We start from the raw sequence: 20,689 nt of genomic DNA on the forward strand, positions 1-20,689 counted from the left end.
CCGACCGACCCGCCCCTGGCGCGGAGCTGACCGACCCGTCACGAGGCGCGAGCCGACCGACCCGCGCGGAGCTGACCGACCTGCCCCCGGCGTGAGCTGACCGACGCGTCACTCGGCGTGAGCCGACTCCCGTGGCGTCCGGCGCGGAGCCGACCGACCCGCCCCCGACCCGGAGCCGACCGCCCTGCCCCCCGGCGCGAGCCGACCCCGCCGCGTCCGACGGCATCTGATCCCGCGGCGTCCGCGGCCCGCTCGACCTACTTGGCGTCCGCATAGCACTTCACCACCGCCGTCGTGAACGGAAACCGCACCGGCGTGTTTCCGAAGGTCAGCCGGCCCCCCAGCTCCGCCGCCTCCCGGATGGCCTCGACGACCGTGTCGGCCTCCTCCTTCGGGCAGTGCACGATCACCTCGTCGTGCTGGAAGAAGACCAGTTCGGCCGCCATGTCCCGGCAGGTCCGGCGCAGGGCGGCGAGCAGCAGCAGCGCCCAGTCGGCGGCACTGCCCTGGACGACGAAGTTGCGCGCGAAGCGGCCGCGGGCCCGGGAGTCGGTGGAGGCGTACCCCGGCATCCAGCCCTGGCCGGCGGGCTGCTCGACCCGGTCGTCCTGGGGGAGGCCCGCCTCTTCCGTGGCGTCGTCGCCGGCCCCGGCCGCCGGCGGGCACGTACGGCCCAGCCAGGTGCGTACCAGCCGGCCCTCCTCGCCGGCCCGCGCCGCCTCGTCGACGTAGGCCACGGCCTTGGGGAAGCGGCGCCGGAGTGCGGCGAGGTTCTTCAGGCCGTCGCCGGAGGTCTGGCCGTAGACCGCGCCCAGCACGGCGAGCTTGGCCTGGGCGCGGTCGCCGGAGAAGGCCCGGTCGGACACCGACTGGTACAGATCGCTCTCCCGGCCGGCCACCTCCATCAGACCGGGGTCACGGGAGATCGCGGCGAGCACCCGCGGCTCCATCTGGTCGGCGTCGGCGACGACGAGCCGCCATCCGGGATCGGCGACCACGGCACGCCGGATGACCTTCGGGATCTGCAGCGCACCCCCGCCGTTGGTCACCCAGCGCCCGGTGACCGTGCCGCCCGCGAGGAACTCCGGACGGAACCGCCCGTCCCGCACCCAGTCCTGCAGCCAGGTCCAGCCGTGGGCGACCCAGATCCGGTAGAGCTTCTTGTACTCCAGCAGGGGCCCCACGGCCGGATGGTCGACGGACTGGATCTCCCAGCGACGGGTCGATCCGACCTTGATCCCGGCCTGGGCGAAGGCTTTGACGACATCGGCGGGCAGATCGGGCCGCACCCGGCGGCCGAAGGCGGCCGACACCTGGTCGGCGAGTTCGGCCAGGCGGCGGGGCTCGCCGCCGCCCGCGTACCGCTCTCCGAGCAGCTCGTGCAGCACCTCGCGGTGCACGTCCGCGCGCCAGGGCAGGCCCGCGCGGTTCATCTCGGCCGCCACCAGCATCCCCGCCGACTCGGCGGCGGTCAGCAGGCGCATGCGGTCGGGGTGTTCGGTCCGCTCGTGCCGCCGTTGCTGTTCGGCGTAGACCGCGATGAGGTCCTCCAGCGGGAGACGCAGCGCACCCTGGGGCTCGAAGAGCGGGGACTGCGCGCCGGGTTCGGCGGACCGCTGGGGCGGATCCGGCGGTACGGGGCCGCCGCGCAGCCGGGCCAGGGCGGCGGCGGCCGAGCGAGGCTCGCCGTAGCGCCCCTCGTGGCCGAGGAGGAGCGTCTCGGCGTCCTCGATGTCGTAGCACCGCTCGACTCGCACCCCCGCGGCGAGCAGGCGCGGGCCGACCTCGGCGGTGGACCGCCAGACCCAGCGTGTGACGTCCGGTCTGGTACGGACGGCTTCGGCGAGGTCCGCCTCCCGGACCACCGGCCCGGTGGGCAGCCCGCCCGGACCGAGGGCGGCGAGCTCGGCGCCGCCGTCCTCGGTCGGAGCCAGCGCCCATCGACCGGTCATGCCGACGAGTGTCGCAGCCGGGTCTGACAAAGGCCCCGACCTGCGGTTCCGGGCTGCTCAGCCCTTGGCACCGTCCTCGCCCCGCTGTTCCCCCTCGCGGGCCGTCACCAGCTCCGCCAGCACCTGCGCCACGAACGCCTCCGCCCGGGGCTTGGTGATGCCGAGGCCGCTGAGCACGCCCTCGCCGTTCTCGTGTTCCAGCAGGGCGAGCAGGACGTGTTCGGTGCCGATGTAGTTGTGGCCGAGGCGTAGGGCCTCGCGGAAGGTGAGTTCCAGGACCTTTCTGGCCGCGGGACCGTACGGGACGAGCTCTGGAACCTCGCCGGACGCCTGCGGCAGTGCGGCCGCCGCGGCCGTGCGGACCGCGTCGAGGGTGACGCCCTGTTCGGTGATCGCCTTCGCGGCCAGCCCCTCGGGTTCGGAGAGCAGACCCAGGGCCAGGTGTTCCGGCAGGACCTCGGTGCCTCCGGTGGACTTCGCCCGGTCGTGGGCGACCATGACCGTCTTGCGGGCCCTCGGTGTGTATCGGCTGAAGCCCTGGCCGGGGTCGAGGTCGACCGACTCCTTCGGCACGAAGCGCTTCTGGGCGGCCTGCCGGGTGACGCCCATGCTCTGGCCGATCTCGGTCCACGACGCGCCCGAGCGGCGTGCCTGGTCGACGAAGTGGCCGATCAGGTGGTCGGCCACCTCCCCGAGGTGCTCACCGGCGATCACGGCGTCCTGGAGCTGGTCCAGCGGCTCGGCGTGGAACTTCTTGATGGCTGCGATGAGGTCGTCGAGACGGACGACTGACGGGATGGGGTTCGTCATGTGTCAACCGTAGGTTGACATGCAGGCGGCGTCAACCCCGAGTTGACAGTTGAGGTGTGTGGCGGGAACCGCGTCAGTTGCTTCAACGGGTGGGCGGACACCGGTCGGGTTGTCCACAGGGTGTGGACAGCCGTTTCCGTCGCCATGGCACGATCGACGGGTGAGTACGCCCAGCACTGTCGACCGCGCCTTCGAGGCCGCGCTCTACGCCCCGACCGACGCCGCCCTCGACACCGGCGCATCTCTGCTCGCGGCCGATCCGGCGGCCGACGGCGAACTCGCCGGGCGGGGCGAGGAGTTCCTGGCGGCGGCATGGCGGCGCGGCTGGCAGCCCGCCGACGTGGTGCGCATCGTGCGCCGGGAGTTGGACGACGCACACGTACGTCTGGTGTCGGCGCTGATCCGCGCACAGGCCCCCAAAGACCGGCCCCGAGGCCCCCGTTGGGCCGCCCAGCTCGACGACCTGGACGCCCGGGAAGCGCCCCGTGCCGACCGTTTCTCGCACGCCACGGCCCTGCTGGAGCTGTACCGCCTGCTCTTGCGGCTGCCTCCGCTGGAGGCCCTGGACGAGCCGGCACACGCGCCCAGGGCCGAGTCCCGCATGCTCACCAGGATCCGCGCGCTGCTGGCCAAGGCGGAGGCGACCGGATATCCGCAGGAGGCGGAGGCGCTGAGCGCCAAGGCGCAGGAACTGATGACCCGGCACAGCATCGACGAGGCGCTGCTCGCCGCCCGCGCCCCGGCCGCCGATGCGCCGGGCGCCTGCCGCATAGGCGTCGAACCGCCGTACGAGCAGGCCAAGGCCGTGCTGCTGGACGCCGTCGCCACCGCCAACCACTGCCGCGCCGTGTGGAACGAGCCCCTCGGCTTCTCCACCGTCGTCGGCTTCGAGGCGGACCTGGAGGTGGTGGAACTGCTCTACGCCTCGCTCCTCGTCCAGGCCACGACCGCGATGACGAAGGCCGAGGCCGAACAGAGAGCCGGCGGCCGCAGGCGGACCAAGACCTTCCGGCAGTCCTTCCTGGCCGCCTACGCCCACCGCATCGGCACCCGGCTCGCGGCCGCCGCCGAGACCCAGGTCACCGCGGACCTGCTGCCGGTCCTGGCAGGCCGGGACCTCGCGGTCACCGGTCGGCTGGACCGCATGTTCCCGGAGACGACCACCACCCGGCTGCGCGGCGTGAGCGACGCGGCGGGCTGGACCGAGGGCGCGCAGGCCGCGGACCGGGCCCAGGTGAGGCCCCGCCGCCCCCTGAGCTGACGGCACGCGGCCCACTGGCCGGCCCCGCGGTCGGGTCCTGGCTGTCCGCTCCGGCCGGCCGGTCAGTCCCCGGCCTGCTGGATGGCGGTCACCGACGCGTCGACGTCGGTGGCGTCCTTCTTGCCCTGGACCGGGCCGTACGACCAGGTGAAGCTCTTGCTGCCGTCGGCCCCGGGCAGAGCGAGCCTGAGCGTCCTCGCGCCCAGACTCTTGGCGTCGCCCTCCTTGCCACGCACATAGGTGAGGGTGAAGGAGGCGGTGTCGCCCTTGGCGAGGGTCAGCTTCTGCGGCGTGCTGGTCCTGTCCGTCGGTACGGTCGCCGAGGCGCTCGAGGAGGACAGGCTGACGGCGGGGAAGCCCTGCACGGTGCACCGGGCGCCGTTGTTGGTGATCACGACGGGGATGTTGCCCGTGTCCCCGGCGCCGGGCGCGGCGTTGGCGGGGCCGACCTGCACCCCGACCTCGCCGATCCGGCAGGCGGTGCTGTCGGTGTTCTTGCTTCCGGTGTCGCTGCCGCTGCTGCTGCCACTGCCGCCGCTGTCGCAGGCGGTGAGGACGAGGGCCGCGGCGACCGCGGTGATGGTGATCGGAATGGCGCGCATGAGGTCGTTCCTTGGGCTCGTGACGATGCTCAAGGATCATCACGTATGAACGGTCGGCGTGGTTGCCCGCCCCGCCTCCGGTCGGGCGTCGCGCACCGCCCAGAGGGCCACACCGCGGCGGCCGACGGCTGTCATACCCCGCCGGCCTGCGCGAACGTCAGGAGCCCAGGCTCGCCGTGGGCAGGCCGGACGGGAACGTCGTGCCCTCCGACCGGGTGTATGTCTCCTGGCCGAGTTCACCCTCCCAGGTGACTTTGAGGGTGGTCTTATTGACAGAGTCCACCATGCCGGTCGCGCGCTTCCTGCTTCCGTCGGAACACTTGAGGTGGATCATCTGCATCCCGGCCTCCTCGCCCGCGGTCCCGCTGCACACGGACCCGCCGGTGGCGAAGAGCCCCGCCTTCTTGCCGGTGACCACCAGGACCACGGCCTTGCCGCCGCTGGTGGTGAGCCAACTGCCTTCCAGCCCATCGGCCTTGGCCGTGGCGCCGCCCGTGTCGCCACCGGTGCCCGCGGTCGGCGCAGACGACGCGACGGGGGAGGGGGAGGAGCCGTCCTTGGAGCCGCCGCCGCTGCACGCCGTCAGCGCGAGCGCGCCGATCAGACCCGTGGCCGTGGCCGCGAGCCGCACCGTCCTGGTCGCCGTAGTCACTGGAAGCTCCCCACGTGTAGCCGGTCGGCCGCCCGGCGGCCGGGGTACGACGGCAGAAGCTACCAGGACACGCCGGACCGCTGACCGGCGCGGCTCCCGCACCCGGCGGCAACGGGTCCGATCGGCACCGCGCGGAGCGGACCCGGCATCGTCACCGCGCGGAGCGGACCCGGCATTGTCACCGCGCGGAGCGGACCCGGCTCATACGTAGGAGATCCCCTACGCTTGACGGGTAGGGAATCACCTACCTATCGTCGTGCCCATGAACATCACCCACGCCTCCTTCGTCACCCTCCCCGTCGTGGACGAGGACCGCGCCCTGCGCTTCTACACGGACGTACTCGGCTTCGAGGTGACCGCGGACCGGGAGATGCCGCAGGGCCGGTGGCTGCAGGTCGCGCCCCGAGGGGCGCAGACGGTCTTCACGCTCTCCGGACCCGGGATGGGCGATTTCGTGCCCGGGTCGGCTCGCGGGATCATGTTGGTCACCACCGACGTCGACGCCGACTGTGCGCGGCTCGCCGCGTCGGGGGTCGTTGTGCAGGGCCCGGACGAGCTGCCCTGGGGGCGCATGGCCTCCTTCCGGGATCCCGACGGCAACGGCCTGATGCTGCTGACGGAGAAGGAAGGCTTCTGACGGCCTCATGAACGGGACGGGTACCGCCGCGGAGGACCGCGTCTTCGCCGCTCTGGCCAACGCCACCCGCCGTGAGGTGCTGCGGCTGCTGCGCGACGAGGGGCCGCAGCCCGTCCAGGCCCTGGCCGATCACTTCGACATGCGCCGCCCCAGCCTCTCGGAACACCTCAAGGTGCTCCGGGAGGCCGGTCTGGTCTCGGAGCAACGCTCCGGCCGGCAGCGCATCTACCGACTGGAGGCGGCCCCGCTCGCCGAGGTGCAGGACTGGCTCCACCCGTACGAGCGGTTCTGGCGCGGCCGGATGAAGGACCTCGCCGAACTCCTGGACCGGCTGCCCGACGACGAACCCTCCTGAGTGCCACGATGACCCGACATGAGCACCACGCCCGGCGATGACGACCTGACCACCGTCCGCGTCGACCAGTTCTTCCCCCATCCGCCCGCCAAGGTCTGGCGTGCGCTGACGGAGCCCGCGCTGCTCGCGCAGTGGCAGATGCCCGGCGCCGAGGGCTTCCGCCTGGAGGCCGGGCACCGGTACCGGATGACCTCCGTCCCGCGGCCCAACGCGAACTTCTCCGGTGTCGTCGACGTGGAGGTCCTCGGCTACGACGTCGAGCGGACGCTGTCCGTCCGCTGGGTCGACGCCGATCCGGCCAACCCCGTGCACTGGACCCTCACATGGACGCTGGAACAGGAGGGCCGCGGTACGCGTCTCTTCCTAGTACACGAGGGATTCGATCCGGACGACCCGGCGCAGATGATGGCGCGGACGATCATGGACGGGGGCTGGCGGTCGCATGTCCTGCGGGCTCTGGGGCAGACGCTGGAGCAGCTTCGGTAAAGCGGAAACCAAAGCTGTAACCGTCGCACCACTGCGCGTGCACGTGCATCTGCTCATGCAACTGCACATGAACAGAGCTATGATCCGGGTCAGTTGACCGATGCATCAATGGCCACACCAGCCAGTGCACCACCGGGGAGCGACCTGTGGACCACGACGTTGAGGGCGTGTGCGGGGGGTACGACGTGCACAACGGCATGGCGGCCACGCAGCTGCGCGGGGTGGCCTGGCAGAAGAGCCGGCACAGCAACTCCCAGGGCTCCTGTGTGGAGTTCGCGCGGCTGCCGGGCGGTGAGGTGGCCGTGCGCAACTCGCGCTTCCCCGACGGTCCGGCGCTCGTCTACACGCGCGCGGAGATCGAGGCGATGCTGCTGGGCATCAAGGACGGCGAGTTCGACCACCTGATCGTGGGGTGAGTGGCCCGCCCGGCCGCTGCGGCCTGGGGTTACCGGAGGTAACGCGCGTAGAACCGCGGCGTCGACGGACGCCGCGGTTCGTCATTCGCCGGTCCGGAGCCGGAACAGGGCCCAGACGACCTTGCCGCCCAGCGCGCCGGAGAGCGGGTGCCAGCCCCAGCTGTCGCTGAAGGAGTCGACGAGGAACAGGCCGCGGCCCGACTCCGCCGAGAAGTCGTCCGTGTCCCGGGCTATCGGGGTGTCGTGGCTGGGGTCCCGCACGGCACAGACCAGCCGCCCGGTCCAGTGCATCAGGTGCAGCCGCACGGGCGCCAACTGCTCACGGGCGCGGGGCGCGGACGCCGGCAGCGCATGCCGCAGCGCGTTGGTGACCAGCTCGGAGACCACCAGGCAGACGTCGTCGAAACGGTCGGCCGTGTCCCACTGGTCGAGCGTTCGGCGGGTGAACTGCCGGGCCTCGCGCACGGCTTCGTAGCGGGCGGGCAGAGCGCAGGAGGCGGCGTCGGACACGGCCGCGGGGTCCAGCGGCGGAAGGCCCTGCCGTAACGGCTTGAGCATGGTCGATCCATTCGTCCCCATGCGAGGCACTCCCGGGAATTCGCGGTCGTTGCGATGCAGCGGTGGCGCGAGTCCATGGTTTCGGATGCGTACAGCAGATGCAAGGGCAGATGCACGTGCACGCGCCCGAATTGGACCTGCCCGTACCGCTTACTGGCCATTTTTTTCCGCCATCCTCTCGTCCGCCGCTTGCCTCCTTCTTGCCTCCGCCTGCGCGGTTCCTTTGATCTCTCTTCGTTTCCGTAATCGCACGAGTACTGCTCGAAGTATTTTAGTGGCAGACTGCGGCCCCTGAAGACGGTTGGGGAGGCTGGCGAACGTGAGCGCGGGAGAGCCCGGATCGGTGGTGCGGCGCATGCTGCTCGGCTCGCAACTCAGGCGACTGCGTGAAGCGCGGGGGATCACGCGCGAGGCCGCGGGGTACTCGATCCGCGCCTCGGAATCGAAGATCAGCCGGATGGAGCTTGGCCGGGTGAGCTTCAAGACGAGGGACGTGGAAGACCTGTTGACGCTGTACGGCATCACGGACGAGGCGGAGCGCACCTCACTCCTCTCCCTCGCCAAGGAGGCCAACGTCGCGGGCTGGTGGCACAGTTACTCGGACGTCCTGCCCAGCTGGTTCCCCACCTATGTGGGCCTGGAGGGCGCGGCTTCCCTCATCCGTGTCTACGAGGTCCAGTTCGTGCACGGGCTGCTGCAGACCGAGGCGTATGCCCGCGCGGTGGTCCGGCGCGGCATGAAGGGCGCGAGCGAGGCGGACGTCGAGCGGCGCGTGGCGCTGCGTCTGGAGCGCCAGAAGTACCTGGTCTCCGAGAACGCCCCGGAACTTCACATCGTCCTGGACGAGGCCGCCCTGCGCCGCCCGTACGGCGACCGCCAGGTGATGCGCGGCCAGCTCCAGCACCTGATCGAGATCTCCGAGCGGCCCAATGTGCGGCTTCAGGTGATGCCCTTCGGCTTCGGCGGGCACTCCGGCGAGTCCGGCGCCTTCACGATCCTCAGCTTCCCGGAGTCCGACCTGTCGGACGTGGTCTACCTGGAGCAGCTCACCAGCGCGCTCTACCTGGACAAACGCGAGGACGTCGGACTGTACGAGAACGCGCTGAAGGAACTGCAGCAGGACAGCCCGGCTCCGCACGAGAGCCGTGACCTGCTGCGTGGGCTCCTCCAGCTGTCCTAGGGCAGGCCGTCCCAGGAAACCGCACGGTTCCCGGGGATTCCCGGGGAATACCTCGGAACGACGGAGTACTCGCCCAACTCTCTTAGCGCGCAAGTACGATGACGCGTGATCAGAGTGAAGAAGTGATCGGGAGTTGATCGGGCTCCGACTGCTTCGACCGCCTCGGCAGCAGGGGGAAAGGGATCACATGTCGTCCTACTTCACCGACCTGGCCCAGCAGTACATCGACGGTGAGTGGCGCCCGGGCACCGGTTCCTGGGACATCATCGACTTCAACCCGTACGACGGTGAGAAGCTGGCGTCGATCACCATAGCCACCGTCGACGAGGTCGATCAGGCCTACCGGGCGGCCGCTCGTGCCCAGAAGGAGTGGGCCGCGACCAACGCCTACGCCCGCCGCACGGTGTTCGAGAAGGCGCTGCGCCTGATCGAGGAGCGCGAGCAGGAGATCACCGAGGTGATCATCGCCGAACTCGGCGGCACGCTGCTGAAGGCCGGCTTCGAGCTGCACCTGGCCAAGGAGTTCCTGCGGGAGTCGGTCCACCTGGCGCTGCGCCCCGAGGGGAAGATCATCCCGTCGCCGACCGACGGCAAGGAGAACCGCGTCTACCGCGTCCCGGTCGGTGTCGTGGGTGTGATCAGCCCCTTCAACTTCCCCTTCCTGCTGTCGATCAAGTCGGTCGCCCCGGCCCTCGCCCTCGGCAACGCCGTGGTGCTCAAGCCGCACCAGAACACCCCCGTCACCGGCGGGACCCTGCTGGCCCGGATCTTCGAGGAGGCGGGGCTTCCGGCCGGCCTGCTGAACGTGGTGGTCACCGACATAGCGGAGATCGGCGACGCGTTCATCGAGCACCCGGTCCCCAAGGTCATCTCCTTCACCGGCTCCGACAAGGTCGGCCGGCACGTCGCCACGGTCTGTGCCTCCCACTTCAAGCGCTCGGTGCTCGAACTGGGCGGCAACAGCGCCCTGGTGGTCCTCGACGACGCGGACCTGGACTACGCGGTCGACGCGGCGGTCTTCAGCCGGTACGTCCACCAGGGCCAGGTGTGCATGGCCGCGAACCGGGTGCTCGTCGACCGCTCGATCGCCGACGAGTTCACCGAGAAGTTCGTCGCCAAGGTGAAGTCGTTGAAGGTGGGCGACCCGCGCGACCCGCAGACCGTGATCGGCCCGGTCATCAACTCCACGCAGGCCAAGGCCGTTTCGGGCGCGGTCGACCAGGCGATCGCCGAGGGCGCCACGGCCCTGGTGCACGGCACCACCACCGACAACCTGGTCGAACCGTCCGTCCTGACCGACGTACCCGCCGACTCCGCCCTGCTCCAGCAGGAGGTCTTCGGCCCGGTCGTCTTCCTCGTCCCGTTCGACGGCGAGGAGGAGGCCGTCCGCCTCGTCAACGACAGCCCGTACGGCCTCAGCGGCGCCGTGCACACGGCGGACGTCGAGCGCGGTGTGCAGTTCGCCAAGCAGATCGACTCCGGCATGTTCCACGTGAACGACGGCACCGTTCACGACGAGCCGCTCGTCCCCTTCGGCGGCGAGAAGCACTCCGGCATCGGCAGGCTGAACGGGGAGACGACCCTCGAGGCCTTCACCACGGTGAAGTGGATCTCGGTGCAGCACGGCCGGAGCCGATTCCCCTTCTGACCCGTCGGGTGCCGACCCGTCAGGTGCTGACCCGTCGGGCGCGTCGGGCCGACCGTCAGTGCGTCGGGTGACTGCCTGGTGTGTCGGAACGTTGCGGACAGAAGCTGACCACAAGGGTCCGTAGCGTGATGGGTGTCAGGCAGAGGGCGGCACGCGCCTCTCTGGACCAGATCCCGACGAAAGGCTGCCGGTCATGGTCACTCACGTACCCGCCGAGACGCACGGTGACGAGCGCGGAGCGCTGCTGTCCTTCCTGGAGGAACAGCGCGGAGGCATCCGCAGGGCCGTGCTGGGGCTGACGGAGGAGCAGGCCCGCTCCCGCCCGAGCGTCAGCGAGCTGTCCCTGGGCGGCCTCGTCAAGCACGTCGCCGAGGTGGAGCAGGGCTGGGTCGCGCGGGCCAAGGGCGAGTCGCCGGCGGTCAAGCGCGACGAGTCCAACTGGCACGAGTGCTTCCGGCTCACCGGCGACGAGACCGTGGAGTCGCAGCTGGCGTACTGGGAGAAGGTCGCCGCCGAGACCGAGGCGTTCGTCCGCTCGGTGCCCAGCCTCGACGACACCTTCCCGCTGCCGAACGACCCGTGGTTCCCCCCGGAGGGACGGGTCTCGATGCGCTGGCTGTGCCTGCAACTGATCCGGGAGACCGCCCGGCACGCCGGCCATGCCGACATCATCCGCGAGTCGCTGGACGGGAAGACGGCGTTCGAACTGGTGGCGATGGAGCGGGGGACCTCCTGGGGCTGAGGCGGGCGGGCGGCCTGTCAGTGGTGGAAGCTCGTGGCCGCCCCCCGGTCGTGGGTCGCGGGCTGCTGCTGGCGGCGCAGCTCCGGCAGCAGGCGGCTCAGGTCCTCCACGAACAGCTCGGCGAGGTCGACCGAGAAGCCGTTGCGGCAGACCACCCGCAGGACGGAGAGATCCTTCCGGTTGGGCGGAAAGGTGTAGGCGGGCACCAGCCAGCCGTTCTCGCGGAGCCGCCGGGAGATGTCGAAAACGTCGTAGGCCTGCACGTGAGGTGCCGTGGTGAAGGCGAAGACCGGCAGTTCGTCACCCCTGCTCAGCAGCCGGAAGTCGCCGAGCGCCTCGATCCGCTCCGCGAGCCCGCGCGCCACGTCCCGGGTGGACTGCTGCACCAGCCGGAAGCCCTCGCGGCCGAGCCGGAGGAACACGTAGTACTGTGCGGCGACCTGGGCCCCGGGCCGGGAGAAGTTGAGCGCGAAGGTCGGCATGTCGCCACCGAGGTAGTTGACGTGGAAGACCAGTTCCTCCGGCAGCGCCTCCTTGTCGCGCCACAGGGCCCAGCCGACGCCCGGATAGACCAGCCCGTACTTGTGTCCCGAGGTGTTGATCGAGGCCACGCGCGGAAGACGGAAGTCCCACACCAGGTCCTGGTCGAGGAAGGGTGCGATCATGGCGCCGGACGCGCCGTCGACGTGCACCGGGATGTCGAGCCCTGTGCGCTCCTGAAGGTCGTCCAGGGCCGTGCACAGGTCGGCGATCGGCTCGTAGGACCCGTCGAAGGTGGAGCCGAGGATGCCGACGACCCCGATGGTGTTCTCGTCGCACAAATCGGCGGCGGCCTGCGGGTCGATGTGAAAGCGGTCTCCCTCCATGGGGACCTGCCGGGCCTCGACTTCCCAGTAGTTGCAGAACTTTTCCCAGCAGACCTGGACATTGATGCCCATGACGAGGTTCGGGCGGACGTCCTCGGCCGGATAACGGTCGGTGTTGCGCCGCATCCACCGCCGCTTGAGCGCCATCCCGGCGAGCATGCACGCCTCGCTCGACCCGGTGGTCGAACAGCCCACGGCGGCTGCCGGATTCGCGTTCCACAGGCTGGCGAGCATCGCCACGCAGCGCCGCTCCAGTTCGGCGGTGCGTGGGTACTCGTCCTTGTCGATCATGTTCTTGTCCAGGCACTCGTCGATGAGAACCCCAGCCTCCGGCTCCATCCACGTGGTGACGAAAGTGGCCAGGTTGAGCCGGGCGTTGCCGTCCAGCATCAGCTCGTCGTGCACCAGTTGATACGCCGTCGTGGGCGGCATGGGAGTAGTCGGTAGCCGGTGCTTGGGGGGAGCCTCGACCATCCTGGCGACCGGATTCGCCTCCCCGAAGAAGGGGTTGACGGGCAAGGGGCGCTCGTCGGACTTCTCGTGGCCTAGGTGGAGCGGCATGGAGGGCCTCCTGGGAAGGGATCGAGGGGGTCGGGGCGGTCACCGGATCGCCGTCCCGTCCGCCCGGAGCTGCATCTGCGGCCGCCCGGTCACCAGCAGCCAGGCCGGCAGCGAGGCGATGCACAGCAGAGCGATGATCGTCGGTGAGGCCACGAGGACCGCGGCTGTGAACAGACTCACCCAGCCCTGACGGGTGACGGCAAGGAGCATGCCCAGCACGCCCGCCGCCACGCCCACCGCCGGTTGCACCCCGGGCACCAGGGCGTGGGCCGCGAGTCCGAAGGCGGAGCCGATGAAGACCGAGGGGAAGATGCGTCCGCCGCGGAAACCGCAGGACGCGGCGATCAGCAGCGCGGCCAGCTTCACCGCCGACATCGTGGCGAACTGCCCCGCCGTCCAGCCGTCGGGGTTGTGGGCCAGCTCCCTCACCTCGGACAGCCCCTTGAAGAGCGTCAGATGGCCGCCCAGCGCCCCCAGGAGACCCAGCACCAGTCCGCCGGCGGGCAGCGCCGCCATCGGGTGGCGCAGCCGCTTGAAGGCGCCGTGGACGTACGGGAAGGCGTACACCGCGCACATGCCGAACAGCGCGGCGAGGGGGGCGATCACCAGCGCTGCGAGGAGTTCACCCCAGCGGGGCCCGCTGACCGGAGGCAGGCCGAGGTCGAAGGTGGGGTGGGCCAGCAGGGTGGTCGTCATGGCCCCGACGGCGCCCGCGGCCAGCGGCGCGAAGAGGCTGTCCCACAGGGCGCCCCTGATCTGCTTTCCGGCCAGCGCCTCGGAGAGCACCAGTGCCGCCGCGACGGGCGTGCCGAACAGCGCGCCGATGGTCGCGGCCTCGGCCAGTACCGACCACAGCGGCCCCGGCGTCCGGGGGGCCAGCTTGCGGCCCAGCCAGAAGGCGAGCGCCACGTTCACCGCGATGATCGGGTTCTCTGGGCCCAGGCTCGGCCCGCCCGCCAGCATCAGCGCGGTCGCCAGCAGCAGGCCGGGCAGCACGACGGGCGCGAATACCGGTGCGTTGAGTCCCAGGGTGGCCGGGTCCGGGCCCGCGTGGCCGGGCACCTTCCACACGACGAGCCCCACGGCGATCCCGGTCGCGGTGAGCATGATCAGCGTCCAGAGCACGGAGTACCGTCCGATGCCCAGCGCGTCGGGCAGGGCTCCCCACAGCACCCCCTGCAACTGCTCGGCCGCTCCGCTCACCAGCAGGTACAGCAGGCTGGCTCCGACACCGACGGCGGCCGCAGGCAGGATCAGGGGCAGCAGCGCGCGGGCCGGTGTCGCCGGGGCGGTGGGTGCCTGTTGCGCGGTGTCCTGAGCCACGGGCTCACCATAAACGGACAAAAGGTGCTCAACATCCCGGAAGTGGCGCAACAGAGCCAGGGGCTTGCACCTCACGTCGCGTGAGGCGGCAGCGTGGAGTGCGTACCGAGAAGGGAGCGGAAGTGAGCTACTCCGTAGGACAGGTCGCCGGTTTCGCCGGGGTGACGGTGCGCACGCTGCACCACTACGACGACATCGGCCTGCTCGCCCCGAGTGAGCGCAGCCACGCGGGCCACCGGCGTTACAACGACCACGACCTGGACCGGCTGCAGCAGATCGTGTTCTACCGGGAGCTCGGCTTCCCGCTCGAGGAGGTCGCGGCCCTGCTCGACGACCCGGACGCGGACCCCCGCGCGCACCTGCGCCGCCAGCGCGAACTGCTGACCGCCCGGATCGAGAAGCTGCAGAAGATGGCCGCGGCCGTGGAGCACGCCATGGAGGCACGCAAGATGGGCATCAACCTCACGCCGGAAGAGCGGTTCGAGGTCTTCGGGGACAACGACCCCGAGCAGTACGCGCAGGAGGTGGAGCAGCGCTGGGGCGGCACGGAGGCGTACGCCGAGTCACAGCGCCGCGCCGCCCGTTACACCAAGGACGACTGGAAGCGCATGCAGGCCGAGACCGACGCCTGGCACGAGCGCTACGGCGCCCTGATGGCCGCGGGTGGGCCGCCGGCCGGCGAGGCGGCCATGGACCTGGCCGAGGAACACCGGCAGCACATGAACAAGTGGTTCTACGAGTGCTCCTACGAGATGCACCGCTGCCTTGCGGAGATGTATGTGGCCGACGAGCGCTTCAAGGCGTTCTACGACTCCGTGCGGCCGGGCATGGCCGAGCACCTCAAGGAGGCGATCCTCGCCAACGCCACCCGCCACGCCTAGGACCCTGGCCCGGGCACCTGTGGCCCGGTCCCAGGACCCTGGTCCGGGCACCCTCAGGGGTCGCTTCCGGGGATCACTCCTGAGGGGTCACTCCCGGGCCAGGACCACCGCCGTTCCGTACGCGCACACCTCCGTGCCCACGTCCGCGGCCTCGCTCACGTCGAAGCGGAACGCCAGCACCGCGTTGGCGCCACGCACGCGTGCCTGCTCGACGAGCCGCTCCATCGCCTGGTTGCGGGTCTGCACCAGCGTCTTGGTGAGCCCCTTGAGCTCACCGCCGATCATCGACTTCAGGCCCGCGCCGATCTGGCTGCCGAGGTGCCGGGAGCGGACGGTCAGCCCGAAGACCTCGCCGATGACCTGCTGCACGCGATGGCCCGGCACATCGTTCGTCGTCACGACCAGCACGTCCGGGTGCGGTCCCTGACCGCCGCCGTAGTCCTCGATGCCCATGGTCCACAGCTTCGCCCCGGGGCGCCCGGCGTGCATCCTGTCGACACCGGTGGAACCCGGGGCCGACACCTGGCGTTGATAGCTTTGTGCGGCAGTATCCGGAGGCTGTACCGCCGCCGTGTCCTCCCCACCCCCTCAGGAGCCCGGAACCGTGACGACGCTTGCCCTCGGCCCGAGCTGGCTGGATCCGAACCATCTCCTCGACACCTTCGGCATCTGGGGCCTGCTCCTTGTGGTCTTCGCCGAGTCCGGTCTGCTCATCGGTTTCTTCCTGCCGGGCGACTCCCTGCTGTTCACCTGCGGTCTGCTGATCACCTCGCACCAGATGCACTTCCCCCTGTGGGGAGCGATCGCCCTCATCTGCCTCGCCGCCGTCCTGGGCGACCAGGCGGGCTACATGTTCGGCAAGAAGGTGGGCCCGTCCCTCTTCAACCGCCCCGACTCCCGCCTGTTCAAGCAGGAGAACATCACCAAGGCGCACGAGTTCTTCGAGAAGTACGGCCCGAAGTCGCTGATCCTGGCCCGCTTCGTGCCCGTGGTACGCACGTTCACGCCGATCGTCGCGGGCGTCAGCGGCATGCGTTACCGCTCGTTCGTGACCTTCAACGTCATCGGCGGCGTCCTGTGGGGGGCCGGGGTCACCCTCCTGGGCTCCTGGCTCGGCAACGTCGGCGTCGTCAAGAACAACATCGAGGCGATTCTCATCCTGATCTCCCTCGTCTCGGTCGTCCCGATCGGCATCGAGTTCCTGCGGGCCCGCTCAAAGTCCGGGAAGGCCCCGAAGGCGGACGTCACCCCGGCCCGGGACGAGCCGTACCTCCAGCAGCCGGTGATGGACGACGCCACCACCCGGCTGCGCCGGGTCGAGCCGACGTACCAGGACCAGCACCAGGACCAGTACCAGCACCAGGACCAGCACCACTCCTACGGTGACCAGTCCTACGGCAATCAGCCCTACGCCGACCAGTCCTACGGCAATCAGCCCTACGCCGACCAGCCCCACGGCAATCAGCCCTACGCCGACCAGCCCCACGGCAATCAGCCCTACGCCAACGAGCCCTACGGCAATCAGCCCTACCAGCCCTACGACAACCAGGGCCACCAGCAGCAGTACGGGTACGACCAGTACTACGGACAGCAGCACCCGCAGCAGCAGTACGGCACCCAGCAGGACACCTACGACCCCCACCAGCAGCAGTACCCGTACAACGACGGCTACCACCGCGCCCCGTAGGAGGCTCAGAACCCTCGGGTCCGCTTGGCCGCCCGCCGCCCCGCGGCGGAGCCGCCCGGCATCCTGAGGAACAGCCGCGAGATCTCCGACCCCAGGTTCACCCCGATCGCGATGGCCATGGCGAGCGACACCGCCTTGGCCAGGGACACGAGCCCCTTGTCGATGTTGTTCTGCGCGATCGACAGCAGCCCGAAGTACGTGGCCGAACCCGGCAGCAACGGCCCGATCGCCGCGGTCGTGTACGGCAGCGCCGAAGCGAACCGGTACCGGGACAGCAGTTGCCCGAACAGCCCCACCAGCCCCGCCGCCACCGCCGTGGAGGCGACCGGCGAGATGCCGCCGACGTAGTGCATGGCCCCGTACACCGACCACGCCACGCCCCCGTTGAGGGTCACCCACAGCACGGTGGACCGCTCCTGCTGCAGCAGGACCGCGAAGGTCAGCGACAGCAGCATCGACGCGACGATCTGCAGCACCGGCCGCTGGCTGTCGCCGAGCGCCGTGTCGGGGTTGAGCTGGGCGCCCACCTTCACGCCGAAGTACAGGACCACCAGCACGCCGGTGACGATGCCGACGAAGAAGTACATGACCTCCAGCAGACGCGCGGAGGCGGTGATGTAGAAGCCCGTCAGGCCGTCCTGGACACCGGCCACCAGGGCCCGCCCGGGCAGCAGCGCGAAGAGGCCACCGGTGACGACCGCGGACGCGTTCACGTCCACGTGCGCCACCGTGAGCGCGACGCCCAGCGCCGCGGGCGGCATCGCGGCGATCGTGAACTGGTAGAACTCCGGCAGCCCGCGCCCCGCGCAGAGCCAGGCCAGCCGGTCGCCGAGCATCGCGCCGATCGCGGCCGCCACGAACACGATCGGGTCGCCACCGACGAGCAGGGCGGCCGCGCCGGCGAGCAACCCGGCGGCCGCCGTCAGCGCCCAGCCGGCGTACGGGTGCCGGTTGCGGCGGATCTCGGCGAGCCGCCGGTAGGCCTCCTCCAGCGAGACATGGGTCTCCGGGTCGCTCAGGTCCGCGACGAGCCGGTAGACGGCCGCCAGACGTGTGTAGTCGGTGGCCCGGCGCCGTACCGTCCGGGACGCCGTCACGGGGTCGTCCACCAAGGAGGGCTGGTACGAGATCGACAGCAGGGTGAAGGTGACGTTGGGCTCGCAGCGGTCCAGGGCGTAGGAGCGGCAGACCGCGAACATCGCCGCCTCGACGTCCTCGGCGCCCTCACCACCCGCGAGCAGCAGCTCACCGATGCGCAGGGTGAGGTCCAGCACGCGCGGGACGGCCGGGCCGCCCTCCTCCGCCTTCTGCACCGGTTCCGGCGCCGGTCGTTCGGCGACCGGCATGCGCAGCATCGTGCGCATCCGGTCCTGCCAGGGGGCGTCCTTGGTCAGGCTGACCGTGGGAATGCCGTTCGGCGGCGTGAAGGCGGGCGGGGCCTGCCGGGCGCTGTAGGTGTTCGGCGGGCTGAACGCGGACCCGTCCGGCTCGGTGGCCGGCCCGTGGGGCGCGTCGAGTCCCTTCGGGAGCGCGAACTCGGAGGTGGTCTCCGACTCGCTCCCGGTTCTGGGCGTGGCCAGCCCCTTGGGGAGGGCGAACTCCGAGGTCGTGGACGACTCACTGTCGACCGCGGGGGCCACCGCGGGCCCCGCGGGGAGCCGGCCGGCGCTCCTCGCCTCGTCCGACTGCGGCTTGCGGTCCTCCGCATCCGTCACTGAGCAACGCTCCCTGAACGACACCTTCCGTATGCCTCAGTATGCGCACCGGCATACCAAAGGGCCGCGCCGCCCCCATGGGGTGGACGCGGCCCGAGGGGCAACGGGCGGGTCAGTGACCGCCGTGCTCCTGGAAGCGCTTGCGGGAACGCTCGATCTCCGCCTCGGCGTCGGAGCGGCCGACCCAGTTGGCGCCCTCGACCGACTTGCCGGGCTCCAGGTCCTTGTAGACCTCGAAGAAGTGCTGGATCTCCAGGCGGTCGAACTCCGACACGTGGTGGATGTCCCGCAGGTGCTCCACCCGCGGGTCGGACGCCGGCACGCACAGCAGCTTGTCGTCGCCGCCGGCCTCGTCCGTCATCCGGAACATGCCGATCGCACGGCACTTGATGAGGCAGCCGGGGAACGTCGGCTCGTCCAGGATGACCAGCGCGTCCAGCGGGTCGCCGTCCTCGCCGAGGGTGTTCTCCACGAAGCCGTAGTCGGCCGGGTAGCTGGTCGAAGTGAAGAGTCGACGGTCCAGGCGGATACGACCGGTCTCGTGGTCCACCTCGTACTTGTTCCGCGAACCCTTCGGAATCTCGATCGTGACGTCGAACTCCACCGGTGGCTCCTCCATGATCAGCACATAGTTCTGGTGATTAAGTGTCCCTCACGCAGGTGTGTGATCGCGAAAGGGGCTGGTGGTCGTGCCGGAGCTGAGGGCCTGGCGGGCCGCGAGGCCGTGGCCGGCGCGGGTCACGCGGTCCGCACGGGCACGCCTGAGACGGGCCGCGCAGTCCGTGAGACCGCGGGTCGCACGGCTCACGCGGTCCGCGATACCGCGGGTGACGCGGTCCGCGGGGCCGAAGACCTGGCGGTACACCGCGGGCGCCGCCACCGCCGGGCTGGCGCTGGCCGCCGGTGTGGTGACCGCCGCCGGTCCCTGGGACTCCTCCGGTCAGCGTACGGCCGAGCGGGACCGGGCCGTCGCCCGGGAGCACGCGGGTGGCACAGATCACGGCGCACAGTCCGACAAGTCCGGTTCGTCGGCCGACCGGCCGCGGCCCGCGCCCAGTGCGGCCCTGGTGCTCGTGGGCCTCGGCGGCACCGGCAACACGGTGAAGTCCGCTCCCGCCGGGCCGGCCTTCGCCGACGTCCTGAACCCGCTGCTGAACGACGCGGTGCTCGGCACCCGCAGCACCGCGGCGGTCGTGGCCGTCGCCGACGGCAGGATGCTCTACGCCCGGGGCGCCGACGACGCCCTCGTCCCCGCCTCCACCACGAAGATCGCCACCGCCGTCGCGGCCCTGTCCGCCCTCGGCGACGACCACCGCCTCACCACCCGCGCCGTCCTGGAGCCCGGCACCGGGAACCTGGTCCTGGTCGGCGGCGGCGACCCCACGCTCACCGCCCGCCGTGACGCGCGGGGCTGGGCGAGCCTGCGCACCCTCGCCGCCGACACGGCGGCCGCCCTGCGCGGGCGCGGGGTGGCGCGGGTGACGCTGTCGTACGACACCAGCCTGTTCGCGGGCCCCGAGTTCCACGTCATCGGTGTCAACGGCAACCTCGCCCCGGTCAGCGCCCTGATGACGGACGAGGCCCGCACCGACGACTCGACGCGCGGCCCGGCCCCGCGCGCCATGGATCCGGCGGCCGACGCGGCCCGCGCCTTCGCCCGGTTCCTGGCCGGAGACGGCATCGAGACGACATTCTCCGGGTCCTCCGGGTCCTCCGGGTCCTCCGGGTCCTCCGGGTCCTCCGGGCCCACCGGGGCGACGGGCCGCGCGGAGACCCTCGCGACCGTCTCCTCGCCGCCGCTGTCCGCACTGGTCGAACGCATGCTCACCGACAGCGACAACGACATCGCCGAAGCGCTGGCCCGCCAGACGGCCGCCGCGACCGGGGAACGGACCGACTTCGCCGGTGGCGCGGCCGCGATCGCCGCCCGGCTGACGAGTCTCGGCCTTCCGCTGAACGGCGCCGCGTTCCACGACGGCAGCGGTCTGGACCGCACCGACCGGCTGACGGCGGACCTGCTCACCGCGTTGCTGGTCAAGGCGGGCGACCCGGCCCACCCGGAGCTCCGCCCGGTCCTCACCGGCCTCCCCGTCGCGGGCTTCACCGGCACCCTGGCCACCCGCTACGCCGACGGCGCGGCAGGGCTCGTACGGGCCAAGACGGGCACGCTGACGGGCGTGAACACCCTGGCGGGAACCGTGGTCGACCGCGCGGGCCGCCTGCTGGCCTTCGCCTTCCTCGCGCAGAACACGTCCGGCCCGCAGGCGGCCCAGTCCGTCCTGGACAACGCGGCCACAGCCGTGGCGAGTTGCGGCTGCCGCTAGGGGGTGTCGTTCGGATCACCCCGGGTCCGCGCC

General features: G+C 71.0%; 21 protein-coding genes. 11 read left to right on the top strand and 10 right to left on the bottom strand.

Going from position 1 to position 20,689, the window contains the following annotated elements:
• Window positions 1-257 precede the first annotated feature (257 nt).
• Together AB0A61_RS02285 and AB0A61_RS02290 are read right to left on the bottom strand one after the other, a co-directional pair.
• Window positions 258-1,952: a bifunctional 3'-5' exonuclease/DNA polymerase gene (locus tag AB0A61_RS02285; protein ID WP_361284704.1), complete on the bottom strand. Its 1,695-nt coding sequence runs from the start codon at window positions 1,950-1,952 to the stop codon at window positions 258-260.
• A gap of 57 nt (window positions 1,953-2,009) precedes the next feature.
• The gene (locus tag AB0A61_RS02290; RefSeq protein ID WP_361284707.1) at window positions 2,010-2,762 is read right to left on the bottom strand and encodes a Clp protease N-terminal domain-containing protein; all 753 of its coding nucleotides are present in this window, start codon (window positions 2,760-2,762) and stop codon (window positions 2,010-2,012) included.
• A gap of 160 nt (window positions 2,763-2,922) precedes the next feature.
• On the opposite strand from AB0A61_RS02290, the gene AB0A61_RS02295 reads away from it, so the two are divergent.
• Window positions 2,923-4,023, top strand: coding sequence for a DUF2786 domain-containing protein (locus tag AB0A61_RS02295; protein WP_361284710.1), 1,101 nt, complete (start codon window positions 2,923-2,925; stop codon window positions 4,021-4,023).
• A gap of 62 nt (window positions 4,024-4,085) precedes the next feature.
• On the opposite strand, the gene AB0A61_RS02300 is transcribed toward AB0A61_RS02295, so the two are convergent.
• Together AB0A61_RS02300 and AB0A61_RS02305 are read right to left on the bottom strand one after the other, a co-directional pair.
• Complete coding sequence (locus AB0A61_RS02300; protein ID WP_361284713.1) at window positions 4,086-4,625, bottom strand: DUF4232 domain-containing protein; 540 nt, start codon at window positions 4,623-4,625, stop codon at window positions 4,086-4,088.
• A gap of 157 nt (window positions 4,626-4,782) precedes the next feature.
• Window positions 4,783-5,277, bottom strand: coding sequence for a hypothetical protein (locus AB0A61_RS02305; RefSeq protein ID WP_361284716.1), 495 nt, complete (start codon window positions 5,275-5,277; stop codon window positions 4,783-4,785).
• A gap of 262 nt (window positions 5,278-5,539) precedes the next feature.
• On the opposite strand from AB0A61_RS02305, the gene AB0A61_RS02310 reads away from it, so the two are divergent.
• The 4 genes from AB0A61_RS02310 to AB0A61_RS02325 all read left to right on the top strand — a co-directional run bounded on the left by AB0A61_RS02310 (window position 5,540) and on the right by AB0A61_RS02325 (window position 7,171).
• On the top strand, window positions 5,540-5,914 hold the full coding sequence (locus AB0A61_RS02310; RefSeq protein WP_361284719.1) for a glyoxalase superfamily protein: 375 nt from the start codon (window positions 5,540-5,542) through the stop codon (window positions 5,912-5,914).
• Window positions 5,915-5,921: 7 nt separating this feature from the next.
• On the top strand, window positions 5,922-6,269 hold the full coding sequence (locus tag AB0A61_RS02315) for a metalloregulator ArsR/SmtB family transcription factor (RefSeq protein WP_361284722.1): 348 nt from the start codon (window positions 5,922-5,924) through the stop codon (window positions 6,267-6,269).
• Window positions 6,270-6,287: 18 nt separating this feature from the next.
• Entirely contained in the window at window positions 6,288-6,755 is a 468-nt protein-coding gene (locus tag AB0A61_RS02320) for an SRPBCC domain-containing protein (RefSeq protein WP_361284725.1), read from the top strand.
• Window positions 6,756-6,901: 146 nt separating this feature from the next.
• Entirely contained in the window at window positions 6,902-7,171 is a 270-nt protein-coding gene (locus AB0A61_RS02325) for a DUF397 domain-containing protein (RefSeq protein ID WP_361284728.1), read from the top strand.
• Between the two features lie 81 nt (window positions 7,172-7,252).
• Here the strand turns inward: AB0A61_RS02325 and AB0A61_RS02330 are convergent, their stop codons facing one another.
• Window positions 7,253-7,750 (bottom strand): ATP-binding protein, encoded by a 498-nt coding sequence (locus AB0A61_RS02330; RefSeq protein WP_361284731.1) that lies wholly within the window; start codon window positions 7,748-7,750, stop codon window positions 7,253-7,255.
• 334 nt (window positions 7,751-8,084) lie between these two features.
• Between AB0A61_RS02330 and AB0A61_RS02335 the strand changes: the two genes are divergently transcribed.
• The 3 genes from AB0A61_RS02335 to AB0A61_RS02345 all read left to right on the top strand — a co-directional run bounded on the left by AB0A61_RS02335 (window position 8,085) and on the right by AB0A61_RS02345 (window position 11,299).
• Window positions 8,085-8,909 carry a helix-turn-helix transcriptional regulator gene (locus AB0A61_RS02335; RefSeq protein ID WP_361285004.1) on the top strand — a complete coding sequence of 275 codons (825 nt, stop codon included), beginning with the start codon at window positions 8,085-8,087 and terminating at the stop codon, window positions 8,907-8,909.
• 187 nt (window positions 8,910-9,096) lie between these two features.
• Entirely contained in the window at window positions 9,097-10,557 is a 1,461-nt protein-coding gene (locus AB0A61_RS02340; RefSeq protein ID WP_361284734.1) for an aldehyde dehydrogenase family protein, read from the top strand.
• A gap of 193 nt (window positions 10,558-10,750) precedes the next feature.
• The gene (locus AB0A61_RS02345; RefSeq protein WP_361284737.1) at window positions 10,751-11,299 is read left to right on the top strand and encodes a DinB family protein; all 549 of its coding nucleotides are present in this window, start codon (window positions 10,751-10,753) and stop codon (window positions 11,297-11,299) included.
• Between the two features lie 17 nt (window positions 11,300-11,316).
• Here AB0A61_RS02345 and AB0A61_RS02350 read toward each other — a convergent pair whose 3' ends face one another.
• Window positions 11,317-12,726: a glutamate decarboxylase gene (locus AB0A61_RS02350; protein WP_361284740.1), complete on the bottom strand. Its 1,410-nt coding sequence runs from the start codon at window positions 12,724-12,726 to the stop codon at window positions 11,317-11,319.
• Between the two features lie 39 nt (window positions 12,727-12,765).
• Window positions 12,766-14,049 carry an ion channel protein gene (locus AB0A61_RS02355; RefSeq protein WP_361284743.1) on the bottom strand — a complete coding sequence of 428 codons (1,284 nt, stop codon included), beginning with the start codon at window positions 14,047-14,049 and terminating at the stop codon, window positions 12,766-12,768.
• Window positions 14,050-14,171: 122 nt separating this feature from the next.
• Here AB0A61_RS02355 and AB0A61_RS02360 point away from each other — a divergent pair, with 122 nt between their 5' ends.
• Window positions 14,172-14,930: a MerR family transcriptional regulator gene (locus AB0A61_RS02360; protein WP_361284745.1), complete on the top strand. Its 759-nt coding sequence runs from the start codon at window positions 14,172-14,174 to the stop codon at window positions 14,928-14,930.
• An 87-nt stretch (window positions 14,931-15,017) separates the two neighbouring features.
• Here the strand turns inward: AB0A61_RS02360 and AB0A61_RS02365 are convergent, their stop codons facing one another.
• A complete protein-coding gene (locus tag AB0A61_RS02365) occupies window positions 15,018-15,383 on the bottom strand; it encodes a YbjQ family protein (protein ID WP_361285007.1) in 366 nt (121 codons plus the stop codon).
• A 151-nt stretch (window positions 15,384-15,534) separates the two neighbouring features.
• Here AB0A61_RS02365 and AB0A61_RS02370 point away from each other — a divergent pair, with 151 nt between their 5' ends.
• The gene (locus tag AB0A61_RS02370; RefSeq protein WP_361284748.1) at window positions 15,535-16,617 is read left to right on the top strand and encodes a VTT domain-containing protein; all 1,083 of its coding nucleotides are present in this window, start codon (window positions 15,535-15,537) and stop codon (window positions 16,615-16,617) included.
• Window positions 16,618-16,622: 5 nt separating this feature from the next.
• Here AB0A61_RS02370 and AB0A61_RS02375 read toward each other — a convergent pair whose 3' ends face one another.
• Window positions 16,623-18,332, bottom strand: coding sequence for a threonine/serine exporter family protein (locus tag AB0A61_RS02375; protein ID WP_361284751.1), 1,710 nt, complete (start codon window positions 18,330-18,332; stop codon window positions 16,623-16,625).
• A gap of 112 nt (window positions 18,333-18,444) precedes the next feature.
• On the bottom strand, window positions 18,445-18,936 hold the full coding sequence (locus AB0A61_RS02380; RefSeq protein WP_361284754.1) for an inorganic diphosphatase: 492 nt from the start codon (window positions 18,934-18,936) through the stop codon (window positions 18,445-18,447).
• Window positions 18,937-19,015: 79 nt separating this feature from the next.
• On the opposite strand from AB0A61_RS02380, the gene dacB reads away from it, so the two are divergent.
• Window positions 19,016-20,656 (top strand): D-alanyl-D-alanine carboxypeptidase/D-alanyl-D-alanine-endopeptidase, encoded by a 1,641-nt coding sequence (gene dacB, locus AB0A61_RS02385; RefSeq protein WP_361284757.1) that lies wholly within the window; start codon window positions 19,016-19,018, stop codon window positions 20,654-20,656.
• Window positions 20,657-20,689 lie beyond the last annotated feature (33 nt).

Origin of the sequence: Streptomyces sp. NPDC046197 (assembly GCF_040646295.1) — a bacterium.
Classification (GTDB): Bacteria; Actinomycetota; Actinomycetes; order Streptomycetales; family Streptomycetaceae; genus Streptomyces.

Bases quoted from the DNA above. Each gene is read 5' to 3' on its own strand.
- AB0A61_RS02315 (WP_361284722.1), top strand. From the start codon at position 5,922: ATGAACGGGACGGGTACCGCCGCGGAGGACCGCGTCTTCGCCGCTCTG.
- AB0A61_RS02345 (WP_361284737.1), top strand. From the start codon at position 10,751: ATGGTCACTCACGTACCCGCCGAGACGCACGGTGACGAGCGCGGAGCG.
- AB0A61_RS02300 (WP_361284713.1), bottom strand. From the start codon at position 4,625: ATGCGCGCCATTCCGATCACCATCACCGCGGTCGCCGCGGCCCTCGTC.
- AB0A61_RS02310 (WP_361284719.1), top strand. From the start codon at position 5,540: ATGAACATCACCCACGCCTCCTTCGTCACCCTCCCCGTCGTGGACGAG.
- AB0A61_RS02365 (WP_361285007.1), bottom strand. From the start codon at position 15,383: ATGGGCATCGAGGACTACGGCGGCGGTCAGGGACCGCACCCGGACGTG.
- AB0A61_RS02285 (WP_361284704.1), bottom strand. From the start codon at position 1,952: ATGACCGGTCGATGGGCGCTGGCTCCGACCGAGGACGGCGGCGCCGAG.
- AB0A61_RS02290 (WP_361284707.1), bottom strand. From the start codon at position 2,762: ATGACGAACCCCATCCCGTCAGTCGTCCGTCTCGACGACCTCATCGCA.
- AB0A61_RS02340 (WP_361284734.1), top strand. From the start codon at position 9,097: ATGTCGTCCTACTTCACCGACCTGGCCCAGCAGTACATCGACGGTGAG.
- AB0A61_RS02335 (WP_361285004.1), top strand. From the start codon at position 8,085: ATGCTGCTCGGCTCGCAACTCAGGCGACTGCGTGAAGCGCGGGGGATC.
- AB0A61_RS02350 (WP_361284740.1), bottom strand. From the start codon at position 12,726: ATGCCGCTCCACCTAGGCCACGAGAAGTCCGACGAGCGCCCCTTGCCC.
- AB0A61_RS02330 (WP_361284731.1), bottom strand. From the start codon at position 7,750: ATGGGGACGAATGGATCGACCATGCTCAAGCCGTTACGGCAGGGCCTT.
- AB0A61_RS02320 (WP_361284725.1), top strand. From the start codon at position 6,288: ATGAGCACCACGCCCGGCGATGACGACCTGACCACCGTCCGCGTCGAC.